The organism is Clostridium sp. SGI.024 (assembly GCF_050315195.1).
Lineage (GTDB): Bacteria > Bacillota > Clostridia > Clostridiales > Clostridiaceae > Clostridium.
On record NZ_JBNPON010000005.1, the window covers coordinates 33,906 to 58,609 of the forward strand.

The following is a 24,704-nucleotide window of genomic DNA, read 5'->3' on the forward strand; positions in this document are numbered from 1 at the left end:
TAATAGTGCTTAGCCTCTTAAAGACCAAGCACTATTTAAATTTATTCTAAAGTTAATTTATAAAGACTTTGAGTGAAATCTTTATAAGGAGTTATTTGATCTTCAAATCCCTTAACTCTTGAGTTAACAGCCCACATATCTCTTCTTTGATATAAGAAGATATATGGAAGATCTTCATTTAGAACTGTATATAATTCTTTATATATTTCTTTTCTCTTTTCAATATCTGTTTCTCTTAGTCCCTTAGCTAATAATTCATCAACCTTAGCATTTGAATATGAAATCTTATTTTGTGCTCCATCAGTACCGAATACGCCAGTAGCATCTGCTGCAGGTGTTAATCCCCAAGCCATAAAATACATTTCAACACTTCCATTATCAACTTTTTCTAGAACAGCATTAAAGTCCATTTGTTCTGCTTCAAACTTAACACCTATTTCTTTATAGTTAGCTTGAGCAACAGGAATTAATGCATCATTAACAGGATTTGGGCTACTTGCAGTAAATTTAATTTCAAGTTTAACGCCATCTTTTTCTCTTATTCCATCAGCTCCAACTTTCCAGCCTGCTTCTTCTAATAATTCAATAGCCTTATCTTTATTAAATTCATAAGCATTGTCACCTTTATAGTATGCCCATGATAATTTTGATTGAGGGACATTAATAACATCTGCAAATCCACCAGCATAAACTGCATCAACAACTTCTTTTCTGTTTAATCCATATGCTAATGCTTGTCTTACTTTTTGATCTTGGAATTTAGGATTTTTAAAGTTAAATCCAATATATCCATATCCATTTGTAGGGAATATATGTAAATCTATAAATTGAGCATCCTTTAGAGCTTGAACATTGTCTTGGTTAACTGTTACCATATCCATGTCAATTTCTCCAGTTTGAAGCATTTGCATTCTTGTTTCTTCAGAAGTAACTTTATAAATTAAATTCGGTATTTTGGGTTCTCCTTTATGATAGTTTTCATTCGCAACTAAATCAACTTCTTGACCAGCTACAGTTTTAACTAATTTATATTGTCCAGCTCCAAGTGGAGTCTTGTGGAATCCTTTTATATAATCTAAGTTACCTTGTTTATAATCTTTACCATAATATGCTTTAGATAAAATACCTGCACCAAAATCATATATTGCGTCTGCATTTGGTTCTTCTAGTGTAAACTCAATAGTTTTATCATCTACTATATTTATACCTTCAATGGTTGATGCAGTTCCTTCTTTATATGCTTTAGCACCTTTAATCTTTGTTGAATTTACAAAATCTGTCGGACCATCATAAGTTGCATCTGATCCAACTGTATATGTAAAAGCAACATCCTCTGTAGTTAATGGTGAACCATCAGAGAATTTTAAACCTTCTTTTAATGTAAATGTGTATTTTAATCCATCATCTGATATTGAATATTTTTCAGCAAGAGCTTCTATAGGCATACCATTTTCATCAGCAGTTAGCATTCCTTCAAATATAGTGCTAGTTACATATACATCATATGCTGATTCTGCATATAGTGGATTAAATACCTCTTCTGGAGCATCTATACCAATAACTAATGTATCTTTTCTTTCTGATACTGGATTCTTACTAGGATCAGAAGCTTTAATATATCCTTCCACAGCACTTTCTGTATTTTCCGTTGTTGTAGGTGGTGTTTCTACTTTTTTACATCCACCAAGTACTAACATTCCAGTTAAAGCTAATGTTAATACTGATATCATTTTCTTTTTCATTAATATTTCCCCCTTTTGTTATTACTTTATTAATTGTTTATATTAAATATAAAAATAATATTTTCTCTATTATTAACCCCCTTTATTACTAATAAATTATCTCATCCATATAAATCCGTCTTATATGAACATTTTTCTTTATAATGTGTTTAATTTATATATATAAATATACAAATTAAACACAACAAAATAAAATTGAGATTTCTTACTACTCCCATAAAGGTATAAGTATTTAAGCTCAACTTCATTGTTTAATTTATAAAAATAATACCTTATATGATAATCAATGTCAATATGTTTTTTCTGATTATTCATTTTTTTCTGTATTTTTTTGAACATATAGTAATATTAAGCTTATATATGCACTTATTTTATCAAATATGATAATTTTTTCTAAATTATCATTAATATATTATATTTAATAAATTCTATATATTCTTATTAAAAAATTATACTAATACTCTCTATAAGTACTAATTTAATATTTTAAAATTAATCCTAAAAATATAATAACTCAAAAAAAGAGCAACCTATTAACTAAGTTGCTCTATTATTAACATCAACATAATATTAAACTATATAAAACCTTTAACAATCTGTTGATAAAACTAAGTATCATATTTTTATTACTCTTCAATTGCTATGTTAAAATAAAATTATTAGTAATTTTATTTCATTGCTTCTTCTACAGCAACTGCAACTGCAACAGTAGCACCTACCATTGGGTTGTTACCCATTCCAATAAGTCCCATCATTTCAACGTGAGCTGGAACTGAAGAAGATCCAGCAAATTGAGCATCTGAATGCATTCTACCCATAGTATCTGTCATACCATATGAAGCTGGACCTGCTGCCATATTATCTGGGTGAAGAGTTCTTCCTGTACCACCACCTGATGCTACTGAGAAGTATTTCTTTCCTTCATCTACACATTCTTTCTTATATGTTCCTGCTACTGGATGTTGGAATCTTGTTGGGTTTGTTGAGTTACCAGTGATTGATACATCAACTCCTTCATGATGCATTATAGCAACACCTTCTCTAACATCGTTAGCTCCATAGCACTTAACCTTAGATCTTGGTCCATTTGAATATGGTACCTCTCTAACTATTTCTAATTTGCTTGTATAGAAATCAAATTTTGTTTCTACATAAGTAAATCCATTTATTCTTGATATAATATATGCAGCATCTTTTCCTAAACCATTTAATATAACTCTTAATGGTTCTTTTCTTACTTTATTAGCTTTTTCTGCAATTTTTATAGCACCTTCTGCTGCTGCAAAACTTTCATGTCCAGCTAAAAAGGCAAAACATTTAGTTTCTTCTCTTAAAAGCATAGCTCCTAAGTTACCGTGTCCTAAACCAACTTTTCTATCATCTGCAACTGAACCTGGGATACAAAAAGCTTGTAATCCTTCTCCTATAGCTTCAGCTGCATCTGCTGCTTTTTTACAACCTTTTTTTATAGCTATAGCAGCACCTAAAATATATGCCCACATAGCATTTTCAAATGCGATAGGTTGAGTTGATTTTACTATTTCATAAACATCTATACCTTTTTCATCGCATACTGTTTTTGCATCTTCTATTTTATTCATTCCATACTTTTCTAATACAGGAATGATTTGATTTATTCTTCTTTCATAACTTTCAAATAATGGCATAATAATGTTCCCCCTTCAAATTATTCGTGTCTTGGATCTATAACTTTAACTGCTTCGTCAAATCTACCATATTGTCCTGTAGCTTTTTCCATTGCTTCATTAGCATCTATTCCCTTAGCAACCATTTCCATCATCTTTCCTAAGTGAACAAATTTATATCCAATAATCTCATCATTAGCATCTAATGCAATCTTAGTTACATAACCTTCTGCCATTTCTAAATATCTTGATCCCTTTGCAACTGTTCCATACATTGTACCAACTTGTGATCTAAGCCCCTTTCCTAAATCTTCAAGTCCAGCTCCTATTGGTAGTCCACCATCTGAAAATGCAGTTTGACTTCTTCCATATACTATTTGAAGGAATAATTCTCTCATTGCTGTATTAATAGCATCACAAACTAAATCTGTATTTAATGCTTCTAATATAGTCTTTCCTGGTAATATTTCTGAAGCCATAGCAGCTGAATGAGTCATACCAGAGCATCCAATCGTTTCCACTAAAGCTTCTTGTATTATTCCATCCTTTACATTTAAAGTTAATTTACAAGCTCCTTGTTGAGGTGCACACCAACCAACACCATGAGTTAACCCTGAAATATCTTTTACTTCTTTAGCTTGTACCCATCTTCCTTCTACAGGAATTGGTGCAGGTCCATGATTTGGTCCTTTTGCAACAACGCACATTTCTTCCACTTCTCTTGAATACATCATATTATATCTCCTCCCTAATTATAGATTACCACAGTCATTATACTTAAATATCCACAAAATATAGACTGCATTAATCGGGACAAAAATAAACCCATATGGTTATATTTGTCCTATCTATATAATAACAGATGAGTAAAGTCCTAACAATAACTTATGTCTAAAAAGTTAATTTTTTCTCCTATAAATATTCCCTCTTGATATTTGTATTTTTTTTTGTTATAATTAATCCTGCAGTAAGTCGGCATGGCGGAACTGGCAGACGCACATGACTCAAAATCATGCGGGAAACCGTGAGGGTTCGATTCCCTCTGCCGGCACCAATAACTATAAGAAATGGCTTTATCACTAGGTTTAACCACCTTTTGATAAAGTCATTTTTCTTTGTTTTGTACTTTATTTGGTGCTTCTAATAAAAAAGAGCTCTATTTCTAGAATTCTTTTATAAACTATAAATACTATTATCAAAATCCTTAAATATATTTTTACATATTAATATAGAAAACTCTTTTATTAAGTCTAAATATTCTACTAAATGATATGCTCTAATTATAAATGATATTTCATCTGGCTCTAATGTCCAATCAATATCAACTATAGATGAAACTTTTATAGCAATATTCTTTTTTAAAATACATTTATTATGTACAATTGAATTTCTAATTAGTCTCCAATTATCTAACTTTTTATATATTTTACTAATATCTAAATCAGGATAATTATACTTTATAATGTCAGTATATCTTCCTAAAGAACTTTTTTTTGACTCTTCACAAACAGACTTATATTTTAATAAACTACAAATCCCTTTTAAAAATTGCTCTAATGAACTAAAAATATGCACACATAGTAAATTATAATTATATTGTTGTATTATATCTTCATCAAAAAACATATAATCCTTAAGATTTTTACTTAGTTGAATTGACTTCCCATTACTAATTATTATATCACTATTAAATCTTGATTCATTAACAAAATCATATAACTTTGATTCAGTAAAAGCAATAATATACTTTGTCGACATCAACCCATTATGAAGACTATTTACTAGATCTTTTGCTTCACCCCTATAGTTCAATTTTGTAGTCATAATTAATACATCCCCCAATTTTAAACTTATTCTAAAACAATACCTATTATTAATATCTAATAATATAATTATATCACAAAATACACTTATTACCTTTTCATTTCTTAGTAATTTATGGTCTTATGTCAATATCTTGGACACAAAAAGTCAAACTTTTTTATAATGCACTTCTATCTAATAATTCACATTGATGTGAAGTCATGTAATTAATTGAAGAGTGTAGCCTTTTTCTGTTATACCACCTTCAATGTATTTAAATATTGCCATATTAGCTTCTTCAAAGGTACGGTATGTATTTCTGTAAATTTTCTCTTTTTTATTGAAGAGTGGAAAGATTCTATGCAAGCATTATCATAAGGGCAGACTTTCTTACTAAAGATTGCATGATATTAAATTCCTTACTTATTTCTTTTAAATCATTACTAGTATATTGGGATCCTAAATCACTATGAAATATTAATTGCTTATTTTTATCAAGAGATTGACTATAATAGGCATTCTTTAAAGATTTAACAACTAAATCATCATTCTTTTACCGAAAGCATAACCAATTATTTTCTTAGAATGTAAGTCAAGAACTGAATCCAATAGCACCAACCATCTTTGATAGTATGAATATATGTAATATAGCCTACCCATTTTTCATTAATAGATGTAGTTGTAAAATCTCTTCTTAAAACGTTTATAATCCTTCTGACACATTTTTATTTGAATGAGGCTTGTATTTTTCACAGTTATTGCATAAAGTTTGAGTTCTGTCATTCATTTTTGAACTCTTTTTAAAGATACATTAAAGCCTTCTTTTTCAATATATGATGAATTCTAGAAGCTCCATATAGACCTTTATGCTCTTTATATATTCTTTTAATAACTAATTTTAATTCCTCATTTTCTAGTTCTCTTAGTGATTTAGTTTTAGATTGAGATTTATAATATGTACTTCTGGCTACGCCTAGAACGTTACACATAATTTTAATATTATGTTTACTTTTATTACTATTTATAAATTCTATTACTTCATCTAATTTTTTGTTGCAAATATGGCCATAGCTTTTTTTAACATTTCATTTTCCTCTTTAATTCTTGCCATTTCTTTTTTCAATTCTTTAACTTCTTTCAATGTCATAACTTTATTTTCATCTACTTTAACTTCTTTTACATCTTTAATCCAGCCGTTAATTGTTGATTTTGCAATACCATATTCGCTACTTAGCTCAGCTAACCTCATTCCTGATTTATATAAATCAACTATCATGTTCTTATATTCTTAATCATATCTTTTGCTCTTACCCTTAATGGACACATCCTTTCTTAACTAAATATAATTTTACTTAGTTCGACTTAATATATCCACTACTTTATGCTAACACCATACACATTTAAAATTTCATTTAGCATTTTTATCTTCTATCTTTGAAGCAATTATCAATTTCATCAAACAAAATTTTGCTTATCTCTTCATATATTTCTACAACTAATGGTTCATGTTCTGTTTTATTATTTCCCAAATATGCAATTCCCTTACTACTAGCACTCTTCAATCCATTACTCCGATTTAAATTATCATTGTTAAATTTTAAAGTTGTATCTTTTTCATGCATAAATTTATAACTGTAATAACTTTCACAATACTCTACTCCTCTTTCTCTATATACTTTACTTAAGTCAGAATTCCATTTATATAATATGGGCGTTATATTCAAATATTTATTAGAAAAATCACATACACAATTATATTTTAATCTTATATAATTATCAGCTTCATCTAGAAATTTAAAAAAACCATTTATTCTATAACAATTTGATAAATCTACTATGTTTTGATCATCAATGATATTTAACAGCTCTCGTAACATAAAATATTTTGATTCTTTTATAACCCTAATAGTACATGTTCCATTTATGACATCTACAATATACTTATTATCATTACACTCAGAGTAAAAAGAATAATCTTCATTAATATTATGATGAGATTTAAAAAATTTCATATCTTTATCTAGTTTATTCTCTATTAGTTTAATATTTAAATCTATTATTGAATTAACTATATTTATTTCATATTGTTCACATCTAGATAATATAATATCCTTTAATGTATCACTATATTCTGCTAAATAACTGTCTTTTACTTCAAATGATAGTTTTTCTTCTTCTAATGTTAGTAATCTATTAAAGTGATATATTAAACTCCTACTAGCCATTTCCTTGTTAAACTTACAAAATATTTTTTCATTAATTATGGATGGTATTATTTCTTCCTTTAATAATTTTATTATAAATTTATTAATATACTCACTAGTAAAGTTTACTCCTGTACTTGTTATTCTTGTTATACCAAGAGCAATCATACTCTTTGTATCATTTACTTCAATAATATCATTACATATATTATTTTTAAATACAGGAATTATTGAATAGGAAATTCCTTTAAAGCCATCAGAGCAATATACTATTGCAAATCTAGCTAAATTTTCCAAATTAGCATCCATATATCTTTTTAATGATGTGTATATGAATCCATTAACACTTCTTATAATACTATTAACGAAGGTATACATTTCTTTATTTAAAATTTGATTATTAATCTTACTTATATTACCAATAATCTCATTCCAATGTTTATTCTGAATATCATTTAGTTCATTAATAATATTTTCAGATACTACTCTATCCCCTTCGTTAAAAATTACTGTATAGCTTTCTTTTTCTAAATCATTATATAAACTACTATGTATATATTTATAGTAAATTCCTTCTACCATTTTATCTGAATCTAAATTTACTAAGACAATAACTACAGGGACAACATTTGATTTGCAGTATTCCATAAAAGATTTCTTAAATGTGACTTTCTTAGAGTTAGTTCTACCTTTAACTTGAAGTTCTATTTTACCTATATCTATTCCCAATATTTGTCCTATTTCATTTTTTACATAAACATATCCATCTATAAACTCAGTTTTATCATTAGTATTTAAATCATATTGCAAATTATTATTAAGAAAAATTTGTTCAATACAATTTACTGCTTTTTTTTCCATCCAATCATTTTGTCTCATAACCCACCCCCCTCTTTTTATTTCCTCTATTTTAAAGCTAACCCATTACAGGTTAGCTTCTATATCTTCTACTCTTATTTCTACACTCATAAGTCTTGGTAATAATGAATCTCTTATTTGTATTAATGAGTCATTTTCAATATAATTTTATCTTAATATATTATCATATGATTCTATAACATCTTTAAACTTATTTAATAAATCAAATGATGGAACTAGAATATCCAGCATTTTCATAGTTGCTCCCGATACCTCCTTAAATGTTGATCAATTAGCAATACTTTCTATCTTTTCTTTATTATATTTAAGATAATAATAAACATAATTATTATTTATTATCTTCTCATTGCATACTATACTCTTGAATCCTTGATTAGTAGTAATATCATTTTCCGAAATAACTATATACCCAATCGGAGCTCTAGAACTAAAAAAACTGTACCTTTGTTCATTAATTTTGCACTTCACTTTTCTCTTTATTATCATTTTACATTATAATGCATTATTAAACATCATTTATCATAAAAACATTTTTTATAACTATCATTTACTTAAATTAAAGTGTTAATTTATCTTTTATGATTATTTTCATTACTAAATACACTCATTCTTTAAATATATAATCAAATACTATACATCTCTAATTAATCCTAGTTATTTTCACTAGAATATCTCGTTATTGCATTTTTAGATGCTTCATCTGCCAAATCATTATATATACCTTCATCACTATGTGCTTTCACCTTAATAAAATAAATATTTAATCTATTAAGATACTCTTCAATAAATCTAACATATTCTTGAGTATACCTATTCTTCGCCTGCCACTCTCCTGTTGCCCATAATGATATATTCTTTAAATCATGGTATATTGCTATATTCTTAGTACCTGACTCTTCAGCTTTTTTTGTGCAAGTTTTGTAGCTTCTAACTCACCTACAATATTCCATTAGTCCCACTCATCGTAACCAGCTTCATAAAACTCTTCATATTCAATCAAGTTATCTTTTAATACAATTACACCTGAACCATATATTTTATTTCTTTTGTCATAGCTCCCATCTATAAATGCAATATATTCAAAATTTCCACTAATTTTACTAGGTTCAATATACGATTTTGAACTTTTTACATTAACTTTACTTTTAATAGGTTCTACATCATATCCTATTTTATTAACCTTATTATCATTTTTACGAACTTTTTACACTTTTAATTTTACTTTTTCTTCAATTACTTTTTTATTTCCTTCTCGTAGATACTCTAATTTATGAAAATATAAAAAACCACCTTTTTCTAGTGTAAAATTATTTTGTACAGAAAACTTACAAAAGAAAGGTGTTTTTTATGATCAACGATCAAGAATATCTTACTACAGAATTGAAAAAAGCACTAGAGAAAATCATAATTTTATCTGCTCCTCACTTAAATAATGTAATTGCAATTGTTATTGGAATAATATGCTGTCAATCAGTTGTTTTATCTAAAATTTCTCAAGAGCTAAAAGATTCTTATTCACTAGGTACAGAAACAAGCAAAGTGAAAAAAATTCAGAGGCTTTTTAAGTAATAAAGTAATTAATTCTGAAAAGCACTATGAGTTTTTTGCATATAAGTTATTAAAAAAAATATAAATTTAGATCAAACTATATTTATATAATATTTGATCATACAACAATAGATGATAGGTTTGTAATACTGAAATTTTCATTAAAGGTAGGAAGATGAGCTGTTCCACTTTGGTTTAAGTTATTTAGATATAAAAAAGATGGGAATAAAGACTTAATTCATTTAAAGGAAGTAATTAAATTCTTACATAATATATTAACTACTTTATGGATTTAGTGTTACTATACTTGCAGATAAAGGATTTTAAAGTATTGATTTATTTAATTTCATAGACGAAGTTCTTCAATGTAAATACTGTATTAGATGTATAAAGGATTTGAGAATATCCATTGTCGGTAAAAGAAAAATAAACAAGCTGCTTGACATAATTCCAACAAAAAATTCTAAAAAGTATTTTTATGATATTAAAGTAACAGCTCAAGAATATATTTGTAACATGGCTGTATGCAAAGCTGAAGATGCTGATGATGTGTGGTTTATAGCTAATAATATTTCCGAGCCTTATGCAATAAAGGAATATAAGAAAAGATTTGATTTTGAGGAAATGTTTGGATATTTTAAAAGTAATGGATTTAATTTAGAAAATACGTGGAGTAATGATATTCACTATTCTAAGATGTTATATTTTGGTGGTTGTATAGCTTATTCTTATATAATTTTCCTTGGAGTTTCTTGTATCAAAGATAAGAAAAACAACTTATTAGGTGCAACCAAAAATCTTAAAGGAAAAAAAGTTAGAATTTATAGTTTATTTGCTACAGGAATTAAGTGGTTTAAAAGAGCTTACTATTCTTGCAGGAATAAATACTATTTAAAAGCCTGCTTTACTATATATCAATGATAATAACAAAATTGGTATTGAAAGAAGGTACATAGTCAAAATAGAAAATTTTGTTTACTTATTTATACTTAAATTCAATTAAAATTAATTTAGTTCCAAAAGTAAATTCCATAATAATTAAAAACTAAATTTATTATGGAATTTATTCAATAATTTTAATAATAACTGTCCGTAAGTCAGCATTTCACCCAAAATTTTTTCAGAACATGGTGCAAAATGTAGACTTCTAAATCTTGCAATTGTTGAGTGATCCGGAGCGGAAGCACCTTCTAATAAAAACATAAAATTGATATCTCTACGGCAAGCTATTTCAATATCACGTGAAGAATAAATTCCATTCATATAAGCATATAGCATAATTTTTAGCATTTTCATGGGCGATACTTGATTTTCTCTTATTCTAAAATAAGTAGAATATAGCTCAGTCAAATCCATCTCCTCCACAAACTGGCTTAGTAATCGCACAGAATCATTACTTGGAATTATGCAATCAATATCAAAAGGAAGTTTTAGTTGATAAACCTTTTGATTTAAAGTATAATTCTTTTGTAAAATTTTTGATTTTATCATAAATCCTAAACTCTTTGAGTTTGGGATTTATTTTTTATTAAAAAAAGGAGCTGTGCACTAATTTTTAGTGCAACAGCTCCTTTTAAATTAAATATATTATCAACATTATTTTAAAACAGAGCCTTTCTTTTAAATGCAAATAAACTTTCAGAATAGTTTTTTACTAAAATAGCTATTTAAAATTATATGCTTATTAACTAGCAGTAAGTTAAGGCCTGCTAACTCCCCCTTGATCAGAGCCTCCTTGAGATGACCCTTCTTGAGAAGAGCCTCCTTGAGATGATCCGCCTTCATTAGATCCTCCTTGAGTATCTCCTGATGGTGGGTTGGTGGAATCTATAGGTTTATTTGTTTCTTCTTCTTCCTTAGCTGGTTCTTTATTTTCTTCTTTAGTGTCTTCTGGTTTTGGTGTATTTTCTCCTGTGCTCTCTGATGGAACATCAGTTGTAGGAGTATCCGTTACTGGTTTATTTGTAACTGAATTATTTGGTGATGATGTATTTTGGTGATTATTAGATTGATTGTTATTTCCCTCTATGTAATTATTTTCATTTTCACTGTATGTATCTTCTTTTTCATCTTCCTCTTTACTTAATAATTCATTATACATTTTTTCATAATATGTTAGATCATCATCAATATTTGCTCCAGTAAAACTTAAATCTGCATTTGCATCTAATTCTTTTATTTTATCTTTTATCTCTTCTAATTTTTCTTTTTTATCCTTCTCTTCCTTTGTTTCTTTATTAGTTTCAATAGCTTTTGGAATTTCCTTATTTTTAGTAACCTTAAAAGCTAAATTTTTATTATTTAAATTATTGGAATAGATTGTCCCTGATACAAGTACTATAATTAATACCACTGTAAGTAATATACATATACCAAGCTTCATCTTAAAGTTATCCTTAATTAAATCAATAATATTTCTTATAAATTTCATATAAGCCTCCTATTCATTTTTCCATCCCTATACAGTATATTCTAACAATAATTATAATAATATACAAATACTATATGAACTATAAATAATCTTATCCTTAATAAAATTTGTTTTCTTATAAACTTAATTATTATTAATTAAGTTTATTATAAAGGAAAAAGTTAATAAAAAATATTTTTCATTTCAATTTTCCTTAAAATATTATACAATTTATTCTATTTATGGTAATATGTTATTATAATATTTTTCTGCTAATAATATCTTTGAAGATTTATGTGATAACTCAGATTTAATATTTAATTCATTTATAACTCCATACTTATATACAATTCTATCTATATCTTATTTAAAAATAAAAAATATAGATAAACATATTAAATATTATGATCTCTCCATAAATTATTTGCATGATACTGATATAAAAGAATTATTACTATTTTTGCATATAAATACTTCTTTAACCAAACTTGAAGTTTTTAAAATTGATGAATTGCTATATAGTAATATTAATAATTCCTTAAAAATCTTAACTTCTTATGATGGAATATATTCATCACAAGCTTTAATTACAATTGGTTATATCTATCAAAAATATTTACAATTATATAGTATAGCCATAGATTTATTTGATAAATCCTTATCTATATCTAAATCTGAAAATGAGAATAATACATATATATTAGGAAAATATCATATTGGTTGTACTTATATAGCCATGGGGAAAATCTCTTCAGGTATTGATATTTTAAAATTTATTTTAAAAAATAATAGTAATACTTTACCTAACATATTTAAACTAAAAATATATTCAAAAATTCTTGGATGCTTATATAAAATTGATTATAATTTTGATGAAGTTAAGATCTTGTTAGACAAATATAAGGATGCCATATATACTCTTGACTCTTATTATATAGATACTTATCTTGCTAGATATAACCTTTTTATTGTACATTACGGTATTTTAGAAAACAACAATACCTATAATAAAAAATCTTTATTTAATTTATTTTATTATTTAAACAATGCAAGTTATATTTATAAGAGTAATTTTTCTAAATTTGCCTTTATGGATTTTGAATATTGGCTAGAAATATCTTATGGTAATTTATATTTTTCTTTATCTAATTATGAGAAAGCTTTAATTCATCATAAAAAGGCTTTACTCTTTTCTGATAAACCTCATAATGAAGAAACTAGTAATTTATATAAGCTAATTTCTAATGATTATGAAAAAATATATAATTATAAGGAAGCTTTAAAATACTATAAAACTTACATAGATACATTAGATAATTACAAAAAATATAATAACAATGACTTATATATTAAACTTTTTGAAGAATATAATAAAAAGATTGTTTTAAATTCAGTAAATAATAACTTCTTTTCAAACCTTAATCACGAACTTAAGACACCAGTAAATATAATATATTCTTCTGTTCAATTAATGGGTTCATTAAAAGATAAAAATCAACATTCGCTTAAGGAATACTTTACTAAGTATGAAAAAAGTGTTAAACAAAATTGCTTACGTATGTTAAGGTTAATTAATAATTTAATTGATATAACTAAAATTGATTCAGGAATGACTAAACTTGATTTAGTATTAGTAGATATAATACCTTTTATTGAGGATTTAACTTTATCACTTATACCTTATAGTAAATTTAAAAATCTTAATATTATATTTGACACTAATGTAGAAAAACTTTATTTAAGAATAGATACCTATGCTTTTGAAAGAATTATTTTAAATCTATTATCTAATGCTATTAAATTCAATAATATTAATGGTAATATTATTGTAACGGTAAATGCTTTTGATGATAAGGTTTCTATTTCAGTAAAAGATACTGGAATTGGAATACCAAAAGGATATTCAGACTTAATTTTCAATAGATTTTATAAAGTAGATAATTCATTTTCTAGAAGAAATGAAGGAAGTGGCATAGGTCTTGCTATTGCTAGAGATTTAGTTGAATTACAAGGTGGTAAAATATCACTTAATGAAAATTATAACCAGGGAAGTGAATTTGTAATTACTTTTTCAAAGGTTAGCCAAATAGGAATTTATACAGATAAAAGCTATAAATACTATGTAGATGATGAAAAAATTCTAAGTGAATTATCAGATATATATGAATTATTTTAACAAATAAAAAGTTTATAAAATATATTTTTATATTTTATAAGCTTTTTTTGTGTATTTTTTACGAATTTTAGTAAATAATACTAATGTCTTTTATATATTATTTAATTTTTTAATAGGAGGTATATTAATGAAAAAGTTTGTATGTACTATCTGTGGTTATATCCATAATGGTGATACGCCACCTGAAATCTGCCCTATTTGTAAAGCTACTTCAGATAAATTTAAAGAAATCGAAAATGAAATGCCTTGGGCTGATGAACATAAAATTGGAACTATAAGTGATCTTGACTCTGAAGTATTAGAAGCATTAAGGTCTAACTTTATAGCTGAATGTACTGAAGTTGGAATGTACTTATCTATGTCAAGGCAGGCAGATCGTGAAGGTTATCCTGAAGTTGCTGAAGCTTACAAGAGAATTGCATATGAAGAGGCTGAACATGCTTGCAAATTCGCTGAAATATTAGGAGAAGTTGTGGCTGCAGATACTAAGGCTAATTTACAAGCAAGAGTTGAAGCTGAATATGGTGCTTGTGATGGTAAAAAAAAGCTTGCTGATTTAGCTAAAAAGCTTAATTTAGATGCTATACATGATACAGTACATGAAATGTGTAAAGACGAAGCTAGACATGGATGTGCATTTAAAGGTCTATTAAATAGATATTTTAAGTAAAGGAGTGAATACAATGCAATTAATAAATTGTAATGCAGTAAACTGCTCTCATAACAAAGATACACTTTGTTATTCTAACAGAATAAATGTTGTAGGAAAAAATTCAAATAAAGATTCTGATACCTGTTGTAGTTCATTTTTAGATAGCAAAACTTATGGTTCTTTAACAAATAATATTTTTGATGAAGGTAATCCTTGCAATTGCTTAGTTTGTAATGTTGAAAGTTGTAAATACAATGAAAATCAATTATGCTCTCTTGAATCCATAGAAGTTTCAGGTTATGGAGCTAATTTATATAGTGAAACAAATTGTAAAAGTTTTTGTAAAAAATAATAAAAACGAAAAATGATATCCTAAATTGGATATCATTTTTCATTAAGGGGATAAATAACTAATTGTTAAGCACTAACAACTATATTTATATATTACATTTAGTCTGTGGCAATTCTGTTACAAAATAACTAAGAAATTATTTCTTTTTCTTTACTAAAAAGTAATAAATATATTATATACATAAAATAGCAAAAATAACAATATCGCCCCCAGTATTATCCATAGTATTGAAATTATTAACTTTTCCTTACTCACTTTTCATATCCTTCTTATAATACTTAATAACATTTTTTAAAAATTTTATAGTTTGTATTGGAGCCTTTCCAATTGATGTTTCTCCTGCTAACAAAAAACCATCTACACCCTTATTAATAAATTCATATATGCTTTCAATTTCAGGTAAAGTTGCTAAATTTCCATCCTTCATACTATTTAATATATGTGTTGCAATAATAATCCTCTTATTTCTGCTCTTTACAATTTTTATGGCTTTTTCTTGTAAAAGTACAGATTCTAAAATCCCTGCTTCTGCAACTAAATCTCCTCTACCTATTACAACTGTATCTACAGCTGTAATAATATCATTAATATTATTTATTCCCTTTGGTGTCTCTATCTTAGCCCAAATATCATATTTTTTTTCTTCTTCCTTATATCCTATAAATCTTATTATTTCATCTATGTCCTGTTTTGACTCCACAAAGGATTGACAAATAATATCTAAATCATTATTAATTGCCCAAAGAATATTATCTTTATCTTTTTTATTAATAATTCTCTCATCATCATTTATAGTTGAAATATTACATCCCTTTCCAGCCCTTATTATTCCACCTTTCATTACTTTAGTTTTTATAATACCTTCCTTTACATCTAAAATATGAAAATTCATAGTATTATCTTTAATAGATATATTTTCTATTTTGCTTTTCTTTATCTTTTCAGCATTTATATTTAAAGGAATAAATTTTTTTTCTCCTAAAGCTTTATTATTTAAACTATTATAATAATCTTCACCACAAAAAAATACTTCTTGATCATTATAAACTTTATAAATATATTTTAGTTTTTTTGATATTCTTACTTTCTTTCCTGATAAATCAACAAGTATATGTATTTCACTATTTATACTCTTTGCATAGTTTATAACTCTTTCAAATTCATCTTTATTAAAATGTGCACAATTTAATCTTAGTGTATTTACTCCATTTTCTATAAGTTCTTTAATTACCCATTTATCCATTGTTTTAGGACCTACAGTAGCTATAATATCCATTTAATTCTCCTATTCATTGTTACTATTTATTTCTACTATAAAATCAACTATTTTATTACAAAGCAATTAAATATAATTCAACTAAGAATTATATTTAATAATTAAGCTAATTATTTTTTTTACTTTCTAATATATCAATTAATTCATTTGTATCTAATAAATTCTCTATTATATCCTTGTATTCTATTGGAGAAGAAACATATATAGCAGATGACTTTATATTTTTAATTAAATATAGGTGGCTACCATTTTTACATACTATATTTTCTAATCTACTTCCTATTATCTTTATTAATTTTTCTCCTAATATTTTAGAATGATCATCCTCATTAAAAAATATTTCACAAAAGGATGCTTCTTTCTTAAAATCTATTGCAAAATATAAATCTATATTAGTAACATTAGCAATTAATACTTTTTTTAATAATACTCTTCCATTATTTACATTATTTCTTTCTGTTAAATCTATAATAAAATGTCCTCTTTCTTTTAATCTTTCAGAAATAAAATTTAGAATTTTTTCACTATTTATATCAATTCCGTATTTCATTTTACCTCCAAAAATATTGTATTGTTATATCATTTTATTCTTCTTCTTATAAAATGTTCTAAAATCTTTAATAAGAGAATATGTTAATATAGAACTTTATCCCCTAGGAGGTTTTTATGAAGAAATTACTTAGTATTATTATATTTATTACTCTTACTTATTTTTTTACAAGTTGCACTTTTAATGAATCTCAATACATAAGACCTAGTTCTAAACCTAAAGTTGATTATTATACAAGTGAAATTAAAGATAAAATAGATGAAGATGAAGCTTATACAATTAGAATCTTTGATTTAAATTTATATAAATATTATGAAGTAAATGAAAAAGAACATAGTATTATACCTGAATTTATTGATTCTTTAAAGAAGGATAATTATAATGCTGAATTAGATGATGAATCAACTCCAGATTATAAAATAATAATTGAATTTTCCAATTCTAAATATGTTATCAATACCTTTAATGATAAATTAATATCTATTCATCCTTGGGATGGTGTTTATAAAGAAGATATAATTTCTATGGATGATGTTCCTGACTTTTATAATCTTTATAAATATTGTGAATATATAAAAAAGGTTTCAAGTGGCTTTGAGGGATAGGAGATAAATAGTATATTCCTTGCTCCGTCGCATGCGCTCCAAGTCGCCGTCACATACTATTTATCTCCTTCTCACGGAAGGTAATAATTCCTCATTTCATTCGGAATTATGAACTTTATTCATATGGTAAACTCTTTATAAATTGTTAAAAAATAAGATGTTGCAAATAATTGAATATTTTACAACACCCTATTTTTTTATTTATTTTTTAGTTCTTCTAACATCCTAAACACTCTTTTATTGTTTAATGGATGTATGAAATTAGGAGCAATTTCATTTAATGGTTCCAAAACAAATTCTCTTTCTTCCATTCTTGGATGAGGTATAGTTACATATTCATCAGATGTAACATAATCATCAAAGAAAATAATATCTAAATCTATTATTCTTGGACCCCATTTAATTACTCTCTCTCTTTTCATATCTTTCTCTATATTTAATAAAATTGTCATAAGCTCTTTTGGATTAAGAAATGTTCTTATTTCTATTGCTGTATTTTTAAAACTATCTTGATTTTCATATCCCCAAGGTTCTGTTTCAATTATACTTGCAATTTTTGTAACTTTAATTTCTTTAAATTCCTTAAGTTTATCTATAGATTTTTTAATATTTTCCTCTTTATTTCCTATATTACTTCCTATAGATATATATGCCTTATGCCATTTTCTGTAAATTTCTATTGCTGCAGTATCTAAATGTCTTCCAATTGGAGCCCAAGGTTTCTTAAGTAAAACTTTAACTCCATTTACTAAATTATAATTATTTAAAATATATTCAGCTATCTTTTCAGCTGCTGTTTCAATTAAATCATAACTTTCTCTTTGAAATTCTTTTTCTATATTATGACATAACTCACCATAATGAACAGATTTACTTAAATCACAACTTATAGCTGCCTCTCTTATATCTAGATCTAACTCTAATGAAAGGACAAACTTTTGCCCTAAAATTTTTTCTTCTTTAAATACACCATGATTTGCAAATATTTCTACATCTTTTAAATATAGTTTGTCCATAGCTATTCCTCTACTTTTTGCTTAATATTTTATCAATCATTACACAAGCTCTTTTATTTTCAAGAACATCATGTACTCTTACAATTTTACAACCCTTCATTATTCCTAATACAGTAGTAGCAATAGTTCCTTCTACTCTACTCTCTACAGGAAGGTTTAATGTTAATCCAATCATTGATTTTCTTGATGTAGCTAGTAAAACTGGAAAACCAATATTAACTATTTTTTCAAGGTTATTCATAACTTCTAAGTTTTCATCATAAGTTTTTGCAAAACCTATGCCTGGATCCAATATAATATTTTCTCTTTTTACTCCTGCATCTAATGCAATGTTTATACTATCTACTAAATCTTCTAAAACATTCTTCATTAAATTAGAATATTTTTTTTCTTCTCTATTATGCATTAAAATACATGGCACATCATATTTTGCTGCAACCTTAGCCATATTTCTATCTTTTTTAAATCCCCAAACATCATTAATTATATCTGCACCAGCTTTAATTGCCTCTTCTGCTGTTTTACTTTTATAAGTATCTACAGAAACTAAAACATCTAATTCATTTTTTATAGCTTTTATTATTGGAATAACTCTTTTTATCTCTTCTTCTTCTGATACATAATTTGCCCCTGGTCTTGTAGACTCTCCACCGATATCAATAATATCAGCACCTTCTTCTACCATCTCTTTAGCTCTTTTAACTGCTGCTTCAATATTATTATAATTTCCCCCATCAGAAAATGAGTCTGGTGTTACGTTTAATATCCCCATAACATATGTTCTTTCTTCTAAGTTAATTATTTTATTTCCTATCTTCATATTTCTCTCCCTTTTGCTAAATCTTTATGTCATTATTTTTTTTATCTTCCTTCCAATAACAATCTCTATATGCCTTGCAATTAAAACAGTTTCTTGAAAGTTTATCACTTTTGTGTATTATCTTAGATAATTCATCTTCACTTTCTCTTCTATGTTCTTTTACAGACTTTATTATTAGTGTCCTTTCTTCCTTATTAAAAGATGTAAACTGCAATAATTCTTCTGCTATTTTTGCACTTCCTATATGGTGATCTACTCCATTATTATACTCTAAAACTCTTCCTATGTCATGTAATAATGCAATTGCATAAATTATTTCTTTATTATAATTTAATTTATTTTCTAAAACCATAATATAAGCTATCCTAGCTACATCTAAGAAATGCTCTAAAGTATGGTTACAAAACTTTCTATCCTTTTCTAAATAGTTAAGTTCTTCTAACAAAGCTTTATACTTAGGATGATTTAAAATTATATTTACATTTTCCAATTTTTCACCTTCTATATACTTAGATTACTTAATAAAACTTATAACTTCTTTCCTTAAAGTATAATCATCTATAAAACACCCTCTATAAGTTGTAGTTACAGTTTTTGCTCCTGGCTTCTTAACCCCTCTCATAGTCATACACATATGCTCACCTTCAATAACCACCATAACACCTTTAGCATCTAAATATTTCATTATTGCATCTGCTATCTCCGCTGTAAGCCTTTCCTGAAGCTGTGGTTTCTTTGAATATACTTCAACACATCTAGCTAATTTTGATAATCCTGCAACTTTTCCATTTGGTATATATGCTATATGGGCTTTACCATAAAAAGGTACAAGGTGATGCTCACACATTGAGTAAAAAGTAATATCTTTTTCTAGAACTAAATCATTTCCTTCAACAGTAAATGTTTTAGATAAATCACTTTCAGCATTTTTACCTATTCCAGAAAATATTTCTTCATACATTCTTGCTATTCTATCAGGAGTTTCTAATAATCCTTCTCTATTTGGATCTTCCCCTATTCCCTCAATTATAAGTCTTACACCTTCTTGTATCTTATCTTTATCTATCATTTATGTTCCTCCTAATCACCAATTACTAATTCATATTTTTCTCTTATGCTTATAGTTAGTTTCTTTTCCGAAAAAATTTTATCTTCAATTTTACTTATTCCCATTATACCTAATAAACTATTTGTAACAAATACTTCATCAGCATTTAATACATCCTCTAAAGTAATTTCTTTTTCAATTACATCAAATTCATTTATAATAAACTTTCTAACTACTCCTGGAAGTAATCCACTTTCAACCTTTGGTGTATATATTTTGTTTTCTTTTATAATAAATATATTTGATGCACTTCCTTCTGTTACAAGTCCCTTTTCGTTTAAAAATAATACCTCATCATATCCCTGTTTTGTAATATTTTCTCTTTCAATAATATTTTCCAAATAATTAATTGACTTTATATAAGTTAATTTAGACTTTGAATTTCTATATACATTAGAAAGCTTTAAGGAAAAACCCTTCAAATAATCTCCTGATTTATATTTATTTTCACGTACTTCTAATACCAAATTTCTTTTAGACACAACTATTTTTAGTACACAATTCTTTATTGAATATTTTTCTATTAAATTTAATATATCCTCAATTAAAATTTCATCACCTAACTCTAAAATTCTGATACCTTTATTTAATCTTTCAATATGTTCTTTTAAAAATATAGGCTTACTTTTAACTAAAATTGTTTCGAATACTCCTCTTCCAAAAAAGTATCCATCATCTAAAGTTATTTTTTCTTCATTAAAAATAATATTTCTCATTATAGCACCCTCATTAAAGCCTTTGCTTTATCTAAAGTTTCATTATATTCATCTTCTTCATTAGAGTCATATGTAATGCCTCCACCCACTCCAAAATAAGCTTTATTATCTTTTTTAATTATTGTTCTAATTGCAATATTAAAATCAGCATTTCCTCTAAAATCAAAGTATCCAATAGATCCGGTATATATGTTTCTTTTCAAAGCTTCTAGTTCTTCTATAATTTCCATAGCTCTAATTTTAGGGGTTCCAGTTATAGATCCTCCTGGGAAACATTCCTTAATACATTTTATAGCAGATACTTCATCCTTAAGTTCACCTTCAACTGTTGAAACTAAATGAAATACTGTAGCATAAGTTTCAAGTTTAAAAAGCTCTGTTACTTTAACAGAATGATGTTTACAAACCTTACTTAAATCATTTCTTTCTAAATCAACTACCATTAATAACTCTGCCTTATCTTTTTCGCTATTTAAAAGCTCTAAACTATTTTTAATATCCTCTTCCTTAGTTTGCCCTCTAGGTCTTGTACCTTTAATTGGTCTTGTTACAACCTTTCTATTATTAACTTCAAGAAATCTTTCAGGCGAAGAGCTTATTATTTGAAAATCATTAAAATTCATATACGCAGAAAATGGTGCTTTATTTATGCTTCTAAGCTTCTTATATATTTCAAAGGAATCTTCAGTGCTTTCTGTATAAAATCTTTGAGTCATATTTGCTATATAAACATCTCCACTTATTATATAATTTTTCAATTTAGTTATAGCTGATTTATAATCTATTTTATTAAAATTAGAGACAAACTCCTTTTTTATACCTTCTACTTTATTTTCTTCTATTTTTATACTATTCTTTATTTTGTCCATAATTAAGTCAATTTCTTCTTCACTACCCTTTAAAGAAGTTATATATTGCTTATTATTATGTAAATCAAAAATAATAATATTATTGTAAAAAATAAATTTTATATCACTAATATTAAAATCATCAAGACTTGTATCTGGTATATCTTCTAATATTCTACATACATCATAAGATATATATCCTATAGCACCTGATATAAATGGAATATTACTATAAATTTCTTGTGGAATCTTGTATTCTTCAATAAGCTTTTCTAAAACATCAAAGGGTTCTCCTGAAACTTCTACATTGTCTATAAAACTATTATTACCTCTAGCTTCAAAAGTCATAAAAGGATTTATTCCTATAAAAGAAAACTTTGATAAATTTTTATCTTCCTTTGAGGAATCTAATAATATAGTGTCTACTTCATCCTTAAACATATTATATACTTCAAGAGGATTAAAATTTATTTTTACTTCTCTAACTTTAATCATTTCCATCCCCCTTAAACTTTTTAGTTATATCAATAAAGTTCTTTAAAAGCTTATGTCCATCCTCAGTCATTTCAGCTTCAGGGTGAAATTGCACTCCAAAAATAGGATATTTTTTATGTCTAACTCCCATAATAACATCATCTTTAGTATAGCTAGTTACTTCTAAATCCTCGTTAATATTTGCTTTATCGATTATAAGTGAATGATATCTTGTAACCCTTAATGGATTATTAATCCCTTCAAATAAATCTTTATTTGTATGATTTATGTAACTTATTTTACCATGTACTGGTTCTTTTCCTTTTATAATTTTACTTCCAAAATAATGACCTATACATTGATGTCCTAAACATATGCCGAGTATTGGTTTTATTCCCTTAAAATTATGTATAATATCTAATGATATTCCTGCTTCTTTAGGAGATTTTGGTCCTGGTGAAATTATAATTCCATCTATTTCCAAATCTTTAATTTCATCAATTGTTATTTTATCATTTCTGTAAACTAATACTTTTTCACCCAATTCTTCAATATATCTTACTAAATTAAACACAAATGAATCATAATTGTCTATCATTAAAAGCATTTTTACCTCCAGGTTTTGTGTTAAAAATAATATATATGTGTTAAAATAATTTTAATGTATAAATTATATCATAATATTTTATTTTTTTGAAAGGAGATAAGAATGTTTAAATGTGATTTCCATACTCATTCAATTTGCTCTGATGGGAGATTTACCCCTAAAGAAATAATTAAAATGGCTGAAAAAAGAAATCTTGACTATATTTCTCTAACAGATCACGATACCTTAACTGGTATAAATGAAGCAATCTTAGAAGCAAAAAAAATTAATATAAACTTTATTCCTGGAATTGAATTATCTACAGAATATAATGGAGAGTCAATTCATGTTTTAGGATTTTTTAATAAAGAAGATTATAAAAATCCTAAATTAAATAAATTTTTAGATGACCTTAAAGAAAAAAGAATTACTAGAGCTTATAAGATAGTTGAAAACTTAAAAAACTTACATAATATAGAATTAGATATAAATAAAGTTTTGGCTAATGGTAAAGATACTATTGCGAGACCCCATATAGCAAAAGCAATTATAGATGCAGGATATAACTATGATCATGAGTATATTTTTAAAAACTTTATAGGAAATGATTGTCCAGCTTATATTCCTTCCACTAAATTATCTACACAAGATGGAATTAAACTTTTAAAGGAATTTAATGCATTAGTTTTCTTAGCTCATCCAATATTAGTAAAGAAAACTTCCCTTAAAGAATTAATAAATCTTGGCTTTGATGGTATTGAAGCAATTTATTATAGGAATAGTGAAACAGATACTACTAACTTAATTAACTTAGCTAAAGAACATAATTTATATATTTCCTGTGGATCAGATTGTCATGGAATTCCTAATGATAAATCTCATGGAAATGTTGGCGATGTAAATATTCCTCAGGATGATATCATAATTAATATGTTAAAATGGCCTATTATAATATCATAAAATTTAAAGTATTATTTATATATTTACTAAAATAATATAGGGACATTACTCCTAAAAGTAATATCCCAGATTTAAACTTTACTTATTATCTATATTTTTCTCATCATTTTTAGGATTATCATCTATATACCATTTAGCTTCAGTAGTTGGGTTACTTATAATTCCTAAGGCAACTAATATAGATAAAATAGTGTTTGCTATAGCTTGATATTCTTCTGGTATTATCTTTACTCCAAAAGCACTTAAGATCATTGGAATTAATGCCATAATAGAAACCCATAAACCATAGTTTTTAAATCTTGACCAATCAAAGTTCATAGTAGTTCCCTCCTA

24 protein-coding genes, 1 tRNA gene and 2 pseudogenes are annotated in these 24,704 nt (G+C 26.2%); 8 read left to right on the forward strand and 19 right to left on the reverse strand.

Going from position 1 to position 24,704, the window contains the following annotated elements; genetic code table 11:
* Window positions 1–41: 41 nt before the first annotated feature.
* The 3 genes from ACQRD5_RS02820 to ACQRD5_RS02830 form a co-directional block, all read right to left on the reverse strand.
* Window positions 42–1,742 (reverse strand): ABC transporter substrate-binding protein, encoded by a 1,701-nt coding sequence (locus ACQRD5_RS02820; RefSeq protein ID WP_291625739.1) that lies wholly within the window; start codon window positions 1,740–1,742, stop codon window positions 42–44.
* A gap of 668 nt (window positions 1,743–2,410) precedes the next feature.
* Window positions 2,411–3,409 (reverse strand): GGGtGRT protein, encoded by a 999-nt coding sequence (locus ACQRD5_RS02825; protein ID WP_291625738.1) that lies wholly within the window; start codon window positions 3,407–3,409, stop codon window positions 2,411–2,413.
* Between the two features lie 20 nt (window positions 3,410–3,429).
* The gene (locus ACQRD5_RS02830; protein WP_320901799.1) at window positions 3,430–4,122 is read right to left on the reverse strand and encodes a hypothetical protein; all 693 of its coding nucleotides are present in this window, start codon (window positions 4,120–4,122) and stop codon (window positions 3,430–3,432) included.
* Window positions 4,123–4,359: 237 nt separating this feature from the next.
* Between ACQRD5_RS02830 and ACQRD5_RS02835 the strand changes: the two genes are divergently transcribed.
* Window positions 4,360–4,442, forward strand: a tRNA-Leu gene (locus ACQRD5_RS02835).
* Window positions 4,443–4,561: 119 nt separating this feature from the next.
* Here ACQRD5_RS02835 and ACQRD5_RS02840 read toward each other — a convergent pair.
* From ACQRD5_RS02840 to ACQRD5_RS02855, 4 genes and pseudogenes are all read right to left on the reverse strand, one after another.
* Entirely contained in the window at window positions 4,562–5,212 is a 651-nt protein-coding gene (locus ACQRD5_RS02840) for a hypothetical protein (protein ID WP_291625736.1), read from the reverse strand.
* Between the two features lie 157 nt (window positions 5,213–5,369).
* Window positions 5,370–6,467: pseudogene (locus ACQRD5_RS02845) on the reverse strand (IS3 family transposase).
* A gap of 145 nt (window positions 6,468–6,612) precedes the next feature.
* Window positions 6,613–8,274: a DUF4365 domain-containing protein gene (locus ACQRD5_RS02850; protein ID WP_291625734.1), complete on the reverse strand. Its 1,662-nt coding sequence runs from the start codon at window positions 8,272–8,274 to the stop codon at window positions 6,613–6,615.
* A 267-nt stretch (window positions 8,275–8,541) separates the two neighbouring features.
* Entirely contained in the window at window positions 8,542–8,760 is a 219-nt protein-coding gene (locus tag ACQRD5_RS02855; RefSeq protein ID WP_367244093.1) for a restriction endonuclease subunit S, read from the reverse strand.
* A gap of 861 nt (window positions 8,761–9,621) precedes the next feature.
* On the opposite strand from ACQRD5_RS02855, the gene ACQRD5_RS02860 reads away from it, so the two are divergent.
* Window positions 9,622–9,843 (forward strand): hypothetical protein, encoded by a 222-nt coding sequence (locus ACQRD5_RS02860; protein ID WP_291625732.1) that lies wholly within the window; start codon window positions 9,622–9,624, stop codon window positions 9,841–9,843.
* 375 nt (window positions 9,844–10,218) lie between these two features.
* Complete coding sequence (locus ACQRD5_RS02865; RefSeq protein WP_320901794.1) at window positions 10,219–10,743, forward strand: hypothetical protein; 525 nt, start codon at window positions 10,219–10,221, stop codon at window positions 10,741–10,743.
* Between the two features lie 171 nt (window positions 10,744–10,914).
* On the opposite strand, the pseudogene ACQRD5_RS02870 reads toward ACQRD5_RS02865, so the two are convergent.
* Window positions 10,915–11,313: pseudogene (locus ACQRD5_RS02870) on the reverse strand (transposase); the annotation flags it as partial.
* A 208-nt stretch (window positions 11,314–11,521) separates the two neighbouring features.
* The gene (locus tag ACQRD5_RS02875) at window positions 11,522–12,253 is read right to left on the reverse strand and encodes a hypothetical protein (RefSeq protein ID WP_320900776.1); all 732 of its coding nucleotides are present in this window, start codon (window positions 12,251–12,253) and stop codon (window positions 11,522–11,524) included.
* A 403-nt stretch (window positions 12,254–12,656) separates the two neighbouring features.
* Here ACQRD5_RS02875 and ACQRD5_RS02880 point away from each other — a divergent pair, with 403 nt between their 5' ends.
* From ACQRD5_RS02880 to ACQRD5_RS02890, 3 genes are all read left to right on the forward strand, one after another.
* Window positions 12,657–14,408 (forward strand): ATP-binding protein, encoded by a 1,752-nt coding sequence (locus ACQRD5_RS02880; protein WP_427746505.1) that lies wholly within the window; start codon window positions 12,657–12,659, stop codon window positions 14,406–14,408.
* Window positions 14,409–14,535: 127 nt separating this feature from the next.
* On the forward strand, window positions 14,536–15,078 hold the full coding sequence (locus tag ACQRD5_RS02885; RefSeq protein WP_294170442.1) for an NADH peroxidase: 543 nt from the start codon (window positions 14,536–14,538) through the stop codon (window positions 15,076–15,078).
* 13 nt (window positions 15,079–15,091) lie between these two features.
* Entirely contained in the window at window positions 15,092–15,412 is a 321-nt protein-coding gene (locus tag ACQRD5_RS02890) for a DUF1540 domain-containing protein (protein ID WP_291625723.1), read from the forward strand.
* A 247-nt stretch (window positions 15,413–15,659) separates the two neighbouring features.
* Here ACQRD5_RS02890 and ACQRD5_RS02895 read toward each other — a convergent pair whose 3' ends face one another.
* Together ACQRD5_RS02895 and ACQRD5_RS02900 are read right to left on the reverse strand one after the other, a co-directional pair.
* On the reverse strand, window positions 15,660–16,688 hold the full coding sequence (locus ACQRD5_RS02895; RefSeq protein WP_294363422.1) for a pyruvate kinase: 1,029 nt from the start codon (window positions 16,686–16,688) through the stop codon (window positions 15,660–15,662).
* A 106-nt stretch (window positions 16,689–16,794) separates the two neighbouring features.
* Window positions 16,795–17,238, reverse strand: a complete 444-nt coding sequence (locus ACQRD5_RS02900; protein WP_291625719.1) for a hypothetical protein — start codon at window positions 17,236–17,238, stop codon at window positions 16,795–16,797.
* 116 nt (window positions 17,239–17,354) lie between these two features.
* Here ACQRD5_RS02900 and ACQRD5_RS02905 point away from each other — a divergent pair, with 116 nt between their 5' ends.
* Window positions 17,355–17,843, forward strand: a complete 489-nt coding sequence (locus tag ACQRD5_RS02905; protein WP_291625717.1) for a DUF4883 family protein — start codon at window positions 17,355–17,357, stop codon at window positions 17,841–17,843.
* 197 nt (window positions 17,844–18,040) lie between these two features.
* Here ACQRD5_RS02905 and folK read toward each other — a convergent pair whose 3' ends face one another.
* Genes folK through ACQRD5_RS02940 form a run of 7 tightly spaced genes read right to left on the reverse strand, consistent with a single transcriptional unit; the run spans window position 18,041 to window position 23,432 of the window.
* Entirely contained in the window at window positions 18,041–18,859 is an 819-nt protein-coding gene (gene folK, locus ACQRD5_RS02910) for a 2-amino-4-hydroxy-6-hydroxymethyldihydropteridine diphosphokinase (protein WP_291625715.1), read from the reverse strand.
* A 10-nt stretch (window positions 18,860–18,869) separates the two neighbouring features.
* Window positions 18,870–19,679: a dihydropteroate synthase gene (gene folP / locus ACQRD5_RS02915; protein WP_291625713.1), complete on the reverse strand. Its 810-nt coding sequence runs from the start codon at window positions 19,677–19,679 to the stop codon at window positions 18,870–18,872.
* A 16-nt stretch (window positions 19,680–19,695) separates the two neighbouring features.
* On the reverse strand, window positions 19,696–20,169 hold the full coding sequence (locus tag ACQRD5_RS02920; RefSeq protein ID WP_294169291.1) for an HD domain-containing protein: 474 nt from the start codon (window positions 20,167–20,169) through the stop codon (window positions 19,696–19,698).
* Between the two features lie 24 nt (window positions 20,170–20,193).
* The gene (gene folE, locus ACQRD5_RS02925) at window positions 20,194–20,748 is read right to left on the reverse strand and encodes a GTP cyclohydrolase I FolE (RefSeq protein ID WP_291625708.1); all 555 of its coding nucleotides are present in this window, start codon (window positions 20,746–20,748) and stop codon (window positions 20,194–20,196) included.
* An 11-nt stretch (window positions 20,749–20,759) separates the two neighbouring features.
* Window positions 20,760–21,503, reverse strand: a complete 744-nt coding sequence (locus ACQRD5_RS02930; RefSeq protein WP_291625707.1) for an aminotransferase class IV — start codon at window positions 21,501–21,503, stop codon at window positions 20,760–20,762.
* Window positions 21,503–22,846, reverse strand: coding sequence for an aminodeoxychorismate synthase component I (gene pabB, locus ACQRD5_RS02935; RefSeq protein WP_414600962.1), 1,344 nt, complete (start codon window positions 22,844–22,846; stop codon window positions 21,503–21,505). Before pabB ends, ACQRD5_RS02930 begins: the two co-directional genes overlap by 1 nt.
* A complete protein-coding gene (locus tag ACQRD5_RS02940) occupies window positions 22,839–23,432 on the reverse strand; it encodes an anthranilate synthase component II (protein ID WP_291625705.1) in 594 nt (197 codons plus the stop codon). The genes pabB and ACQRD5_RS02940 overlap by 8 nt, the downstream gene beginning before the upstream one ends.
* A gap of 102 nt (window positions 23,433–23,534) precedes the next feature.
* Between ACQRD5_RS02940 and ACQRD5_RS02945 the strand changes: the two genes are divergently transcribed.
* The gene (locus tag ACQRD5_RS02945; protein ID WP_291625703.1) at window positions 23,535–24,371 is read left to right on the forward strand and encodes a PHP domain-containing protein; all 837 of its coding nucleotides are present in this window, start codon (window positions 23,535–23,537) and stop codon (window positions 24,369–24,371) included.
* 78 nt (window positions 24,372–24,449) lie between these two features.
* Here the strand turns inward: ACQRD5_RS02945 and ACQRD5_RS02950 are convergent, their stop codons facing one another.
* Window positions 24,450–24,689 carry a phage holin gene (locus ACQRD5_RS02950; RefSeq protein WP_291625701.1) on the reverse strand — a complete coding sequence of 80 codons (240 nt, stop codon included), beginning with the start codon at window positions 24,687–24,689 and terminating at the stop codon, window positions 24,450–24,452.
* Between the last annotated feature and the right edge of the window lie 15 nt (window positions 24,690–24,704).